The 7,500-nt window shown below is 29.7% G+C and carries 5 protein-coding genes; all 5 read right to left on the bottom strand.

Annotated features, from left to right (window positions below; translation table 11 throughout):
* Positions 1–64 precede the first annotated feature (64 nt).
* The 5 genes from sbcC to tkt all read right to left on the bottom strand — a co-directional run bounded on the left by sbcC (position 65) and on the right by tkt (position 7,449).
* The gene (gene sbcC, locus HMPREF3131_RS09620; protein WP_070436745.1) at positions 65–3,100 is read right to left on the bottom strand and encodes an exonuclease subunit SbcC; all 3,036 of its coding nucleotides are present in this window, start codon (positions 3,098–3,100) and stop codon (positions 65–67) included.
* A 1-nt stretch (position 3,101) separates the two neighbouring features.
* The gene (gene sbcD / locus HMPREF3131_RS09615) at positions 3,102–4,226 is read right to left on the bottom strand and encodes an exonuclease subunit SbcD (RefSeq protein ID WP_017174667.1); all 1,125 of its coding nucleotides are present in this window, start codon (positions 4,224–4,226) and stop codon (positions 3,102–3,104) included.
* Positions 4,227–4,386: 160 nt separating this feature from the next.
* Positions 4,387–4,854 carry a CcdC family protein gene (locus HMPREF3131_RS09610; protein ID WP_002449105.1) on the bottom strand — a complete coding sequence of 156 codons (468 nt, stop codon included), beginning with the start codon at positions 4,852–4,854 and terminating at the stop codon, positions 4,387–4,389.
* A gap of 132 nt (positions 4,855–4,986) precedes the next feature.
* A complete protein-coding gene (locus HMPREF3131_RS09605) occupies positions 4,987–5,229 on the bottom strand; it encodes a YneF family protein (protein WP_037541068.1) in 243 nt (80 codons plus the stop codon).
* 231 nt (positions 5,230–5,460) lie between these two features.
* Positions 5,461–7,449 carry a transketolase gene (tkt, locus tag HMPREF3131_RS09600; RefSeq protein WP_070436743.1) on the bottom strand — a complete coding sequence of 663 codons (1,989 nt, stop codon included), beginning with the start codon at positions 7,447–7,449 and terminating at the stop codon, positions 5,461–5,463.
* Between the last annotated feature and the right edge of the window lie 51 nt (positions 7,450–7,500).

Genomic DNA, 7,500 nt, shown 5'->3' with positions numbered 1-7,500 from the left:
AATGAATTTATAAAAAACTCATTTACTGGCTACTTTTTAGGAATTATGTTCCGGACTCTTTTTGTTATTTCCATTTAAATTTTGTGTAACTTTGATACTGATTTGTATTTACTTCAAGTATTAATGGAATTCGTTGTTTTAATTCACTCACATGAGAGATAATTCCTACCATCCGTCCAGATGTCTTTAAATTTAATAATGTATCAAGAGATGTTTCTAAAGTTTCTTGATCAAGTGTGCCGAATCCTTCATCGATAAACATTGATTCTAACGTAATACCTCCAGATTCTTGTTGTACGACTTCACTTAATCCTAATGCTAGAGCCAGGGATGCTTGAAACGTTTCTCCCCCTGATAATGAACTAATATGTCTTGACTTATTAGAATATAAATCAAATACATCGATTTCTAATCCACTATATCCTTGTGATATTGATTCTCTTCGTTTAAGTTGGTATCTTCGCCCGCTCATTATATCTAATCTAATATTTGCTTGATGTATAATTCTTTCTAAATAATAAATTAATACATAGTTTTCAAGCGATAATTTTTGATGATTCTTTCCAGATAAAACCTCAGATAAATTAAAAATTTGTTGCTGCTCTTTTAACTCTTCATCTAAATAGTGAATATGTTTTTCTATTTTTGCAAATTTTTCATCATTCTTCTTAATTTTATATTGTATTGATACAACATCATTAACATACTGATTATATTTTTCTTCGATATGTTCTTTTTGCATTTCAAGATTAGATATATCTTCAAGTTCTTTTTCACTTGTAAGGCGTGTTAATCGTTCTATTTCAACGTTATATTTATGTTGTTCCTTATCGAATTGATTAATTCTTTTCTCAATATGTTCTTTATTTTGAAGTTCCTGCTTTAATTTTTTTATTTCATCTTCATTTTCTAAACCTAATCGTTTCATTTCTTTTTGGATAGTTGTTGCAAAATAATCTAATTCTTTTTGTAGTTCTTTACTCGTAGCTAAATAATTATCAACACTATTATTTTCTAAAGCTAGCGCATTTTGATATGATTGCATGTTTTTATTAGTATCATCAACATGTTGATGATATTCATCAATCTCTTTTCGAAGACTTAAGTAATAATTTTTAAAAGTTTCAATACTTGAATATCCTGTATTTATTTCAAAATCTTGAATTAAAGTTTGATTCTGACGTTTTTGAGAAGCTAATTTCTCTAATTTAAGTTCTTGCTGATGCTTCTCTTGCTGTAACGCATGAAATTTTTGTTGTAATTTATCTAACTCTTCTAATTGTTGTTGTAATTGTATTTTTTCAGACTTTGCACTTTGTAACTTTTCTTTGATTTGGTCTAAATTAATTGATTTATACTCTATCTCTCCTAAATCTGATATGTTTTGAGAAAGTAATTCACACGTCGTTTCGCATTTACTTAAATGCTGTTTTTTTTCATTAATTTCATTAGAAAGTTTATCAAGTAATTGATGATTTTGATTAATAGTTTCAAAATCAATATGCTGATTTAAAGATTCAATTTCATTTCCACATATTGGACATGTATCGCCAATACGTAACGCTGATTGTATTTCAATAATAAAGGTTTGTTTATCATTTAAATCAATATTACGTTTATCAATGATTTCTAACTGTTGATTAAGTGTATCAATGTCATTTTTTAAATTTTGTACCTCTTTTGAATGTTGATGATATTGTCGTTTTAGGGAAACTTGTTTTTCATACTTATCTTTTAAATTCTGTTGTTCATCTAATTGTTTTTGTAATTGATATATTTGTTCAGTTAGCTCATCAATAGCTTTATTATCCACTTTATAGCTATCAATAGATTGACTCATTTTATGTTCTTTATTAATTAACTGCTCTTTTTCTATCCTCATTTCATTATAATTATGAATAATATGTTCTTGCTCTTCAAATGCTTGTTGATATTTGTCCAATTGATGATAGAAAGGCTTCGATTGTTCTAAATTCTCACTTTTCAAGTGGTATGAGTCACTCATCTTGTTTAATTGTTTATGTTCTTTTTCAAGTATGTTTATTTTATTATTTATTTGCGATATTTTATTTTCAGTCTCTATTATTTTGTTTTTTATTATTTGATACTTTTCTTCTTTCAAACCTTGTTGATCATATAAATTAAATAGCATGCCAGTATCTTTTAATCGATTTAATTTTACTTTTAATGCTTGTATGTCTTCAATCTGTTCATCTAGTTGATGTTTTAATTGATAATATTCTTCTAATTCAATCAGTTGTTGTTCTAACTTTTTATTTAAATCAATGCGTTGTATTATAGAATGTAATTGTTCTTTTTGCTCATTTTTTATATGTAGTCTTTGTTCTTCGAGTTGATGACCTATCGTTTTGAAGTTGGGAATAGCCTGCAATAATTCTTGAGTTTTTATATGATGGATTTGTTTCAATTGAATTAATTGCTCATCATCAAATGCGTCAATATCTTCCCATAGTAATTTAATTTGATCGTATCTTTTTTCAATTTGTTTTTTCTCTTCTTTCATTTCATTTTTGAGCAAATTTTGAATTTCCTCAAAACGTATACTATTAAATAAAGTTCTTAATATCCCCTGTTTATCTGTACTATTGGATACTAAAAATTTTTTAAATTCACCTTGTGGAAGAATAAATAACTGTCTAAATTGTTCAGCATTAACGCCTAGTAATGACTTAATATATTGATTTCCAGCACTGATTTTACTTTCTCTTAATTCATATGTTTCACTTTTAGAATCATATTCATACACATCTAGTTTTCCTGGTGTTTGACTAGTGTTTCCCTCTTTAGTAAAAGCACCTTGACGAATAATTTTGAAATATTTTTCATTAAGTTGAAATTCATATTCAACCCACATAGGAGATTTTGCCTCTGCAAAATGACTTCTTAATCCCGCTTCACTTCTGCCTTCTGTAGAAGCTTTTCCAAATAACGAAAATACAATTGCATCAAATATCATGGTTTTTCCCGAACCAGTTTTACCACTAATTAAAAAAAGCTGATCATTTTTAATTTGAGTAAAATCTATCTTTTCATGTAAGAATGGGCCAAAATTATTTAACGTTAATTTTATTGGTTTCATTTTAGACCTCCTTATTCGATACCAAAGTGATTAAATTATTTATTTTTTCTTCCTGATACTTGGTCATCTCATTATCTGTAATCATCTTATAAAATTGCTTAATAATAGTTTGGTCGTCTTGTTGTTGTATTTGTGTCTGATGTAAAGGCCCCTCATTTTCAAAAGTAATATTGCTAAGCGCAAGAGTATTGGGGAATAGTTGTTTTAAATGAATCATTGGATCACTAATATGCGACATATTTTTAAGTTTGAAATGTATATAATTATCTTTATTTTTAGGTTGAATATGTCCTTGAATCACTTCATCATACTCGCCCTCAACCACTTCAAGCTCTCTTAAAGGTTTAAGTTGCACAAATGATGTTGATAGTTCATTTTTATCTTGAACCACTAAACGTTTATATCCCTTAGGCTGGTTTATTTCTGAAAATGAATATTGTAACAGTGAACCAGAATAATCAATAATGTCATCTTTAATACTAAATGGATGATGTAAATGTCCTAATAACACTTTATCAAATACGTTAAAACATGATTTAGTAACACTTTCAACAGTCCCAATTGTTAAAGGTCTTTCTGAATCCGATGTTTTTCCTCCATTTATCGTTAAGTGACCAATTAAAATATTTATTTTCTCTTTATTCAAATTTTCTACTATATAATTAATACATTTTTCTGTTGCTTGTTGATAAGTTTGAATAGAAGCATCTTTAAAAAATTCTTTTACTTCACTAATAGTAGCAAATGGAAGTACATAGAAATGTACATCATTAAATTCGATAGGTTGATTCATATGTTTTAATTTTGTACGAATAAAGAGTTTGGAATGTTCAAACCATGAAGCTCCATAATTCAATCGTTCTTTACCATCGTGATTACCATTAGAAATAATCATAGGGATATTCATATCTATATTAATAGTATGAATAGCATTTTCAAAAAGATGAATAGTTTCTTTACTTGGATAAGTTGTATCATAAATATCCCCAGCAATCACAACTACATCAGGTTTCTCATCTTTTAAACATTGGATAAATTGTTCTAAAATAAATGATTGGTCTTCAAGAAATTGTTTTCCGTTAAGTATCTTTCCTAAATGCCAATCTCCAGTATGTATAATTTTCATAACATTCCCCTTACTTTTTAAAGCATTATACTTTAATTTTAAAAAAGAGCGAGATTGAATTCTCAATGAACTCACATACTCGCTCTAAACTTCAATTCAATTTAATATCAAAAAATAATATTTTATTTAATTTTAGATAAGCTAATAATATTAATCTCTATTATGAGACTAAAGATTTTTTAACATTTTTATATTTATATAACATAGCTAAACGCCAAGGAACAATCATACTAAATGCCAATAAAAAGAACATGCCTCCGATTTCTCCTGGATCAATAGAGCTACTAATAAATATTTTTATGATTGTTCTAATAATTAAAAGTGAAATTAAAATGATTGGAAACGCTTTTGATCGTTTCATATATACCTCAGCGCCTTGAACTTCAAAATGACTTGTCCAGATAAGTACAGATGAAAATATCACACCTAAAATGATAGATTCTAAAATTTCAGCCCCAGTTAATCTAAAATATGGAATAACATACATCAAAGCCCCTGTCGACATAAAGATAGGAGGTAAAATAATTTTCTTTTCATTTACAGGGAACTTTTGTGCTTTCATACGAATAACTATGACAACAATCCCCATAAACAATGCAAATACTATGGAAAAAACTAAATATGCCAAATTTACACCTTCTTATACTCACATAACTAAAAGTTTAATACTATTATACTTCTTAAATACTCCAACTAAAAATGTTTTACAACAAAAACAAAGGATTGTAAACCCTTATGGCATACAATCCTTTAATAACTATTATTTTTTTGAACTCTTCATGTTTTGATCCATGTTTTTGTTCATCATCGTCATCATTTGATTGATTTTCTTTTGAGACGGTTTTTGTCCCATTTGCATCATCATCATACGTAACATTTCTTCATTGATAGGTGGGTTTTTTTTCAAATAGTCCATCATATATTTTCTTGCTAAGAAGAAACCACCAACTAGTCCGATGATAAGTGCTACAATGATTAATAAAATTGCTAACCAAGTTGCCATTGTTTCACCCACTTTCTATATCCTACTGAATTTTACTAAATAACTACCTTGATTTCAAGAGTTAGTTTTAGAATAACACCTCTTCGCTTTTATATTAACAAACTGTTTAACACGAATACTAATATTTATAAATAACTTCATATAAAGTGCTATGCACAAAATAAAAAAGAGCAGGAAAGAACTCATTTTGAATTCATTCCCCGCTCTCTCTATGTTGACTAAATCATAATATTAAAAAGTGCGAATTTGATTTAAAATATTTTCTTTAGTAAAGCCATATTTTTCGACAACTAAGTCTCCTGGTGCACTTGCACCAAAACCATCGATTCCAATTACTTTACCTTCAGTGCCTACATATTTATGCCAACCGAGTGGTGAAGCCATTTCAATTGCAACACGTTTAGTTAATTCTTTTGGAATAACTGATTCTTTATACTCGTCTGTTTGTTGCTCAAAAGCGAACCAGTTTGGCATAGAAACGACTCTTACACCTTTACCTTGTTTATCTAAATCTTTAGCTACTTCAATAGCTAAGCTTACTTCTGAGCCAGTTGCTAGTAATAGATATTCAGGTTTAGTTTCAGTTTCAAATACAACATATGCACCTTTTCGTACGCCTTCTTCAACCGTTTCTTCATCTACATCTAAATAAGGAAGATTTTGACGAGTTAAAACTAGAGATGTTGGTGTTTGTTTAGATTCTAATGCAACTTCCCATGCTACTCTTGTTTCATTACCGTCTGCTGGACGAATGACGTTCATATTTGGAATAGCTCTTAAACCTGCTAACTGTTCAATCGGTTCGTGTGTTGGACCATCTTCACCTACAGCAATTGAATCATGTGTAAAGATAAATGTTGCATTCAATCCCATAATTGCAGATAAGCGTAATGCTGGTTTTAAGTAATCACTAAATACGAAGAATGTAGCACCATAAGGATGTAAACCTCCATGTGCTGCCATACCGTTTACTGCAGCACCCATAGCAAATTCTCTTACACCAAACCAAACATTTTTACCTTCTGGAGTATTAGGATTGTAATCTGTAGCTTCTTTAACATTTGATTTATTAGATCCTGCTAAATCTGCAGAACCACCAAAGAATGAAGGAACAGATTTACTAATTGCTTGAATGATTTCTCCAGAATCTGCACGAGTAGCTGCATTATGATCACTACTGAATTTTGGTAATTCACCTTTATAATTTTCAGGTAATTTACCACTGATTGCCAATTTAAATTCTTCAGCTAACTCTGGATATTTTTCTGTATATGTTTCTAATTTTTCTTTCCACTCATCTTCATGCTCATTTGCACGTTTTAGCATTGTTGTTTGGAAGATTTCATATACTTCTTCTGGAACATTGAAACGTTTTTCTGGATCTAATCCATATGCTTCAAATGTAAGTTTTCTTTCATCAGTACCAAGTGGCGCTCCGTGAACACCATTTGTACCGCTAACGTTTGGCGCGCCGTAACCAATAATTGTTTTAACTTCAATTAACGTAGGACCATTTTGCTGTTTAGCTTTAGTAATCGCATTATCAATTTCTTCTAAATTGTTGCCATCTTTTACTAAAATATGGTTCCATCCATAACTTTCAAAACGTTGTTTTACATCTTCTGAGAAAGATTTGTTAAGTTCACCATCAAGTGAAATATCATTTGAATCGTATAATACAATAAGTTTATCTAATTGATTATGACCAGCAAATGAAGCTGCTTCATGAGAAATACCTTCCATTAAATCTCCATCTGAAGCCAACACGTAAGTATAATGATCTACAACGTTAATATCATCTTTATTAAATTTACCACCTAAATGCGCTTCAGCTAAAGCCATTCCCACAGACATAGCAAATCCTTGTCCTAATGGACCTGTTGTAACTTCAACACCATCTGTATGACGAAACTCAGGATGTCCAGGTGTTTTAGAACCCCATTGTCTGAACTGCTTTAATTCTTCTAATTCTAAGCTTCCAGAGACATGTAATAAACTATATAGTAAAGCAGAACCATGACCTGCAGATAATATAAATCTATCTCTGTTAAAGTAGTCTTTAGATTGTGGATTAAAGTTTAAGTGGCGAGTCCAAAGCGTGTAGGCCATTGGTGCAGCTCCCATAGGCAGACCAGGATGACCAGAATTTGCTTCTTCAATTGCATCAATACTTAATGCACGTATAGTATCAATAGCTAATTGGTCTTTTTCATTAAACATCTTACATACTTCCCTTCTAGAATTAATCATCTTTTTTATATTATAACTTAA

The sequence above is a fragment of the Staphylococcus sp. HMSC14C01 genome (genome assembly GCF_001808085.1).
GTDB classification, from domain to species: Bacteria; Bacillota; Bacilli; order Staphylococcales; family Staphylococcaceae; genus Staphylococcus; species Staphylococcus hominis.
This window is presented reverse-complemented; position numbering and strand designations above follow the sequence as displayed.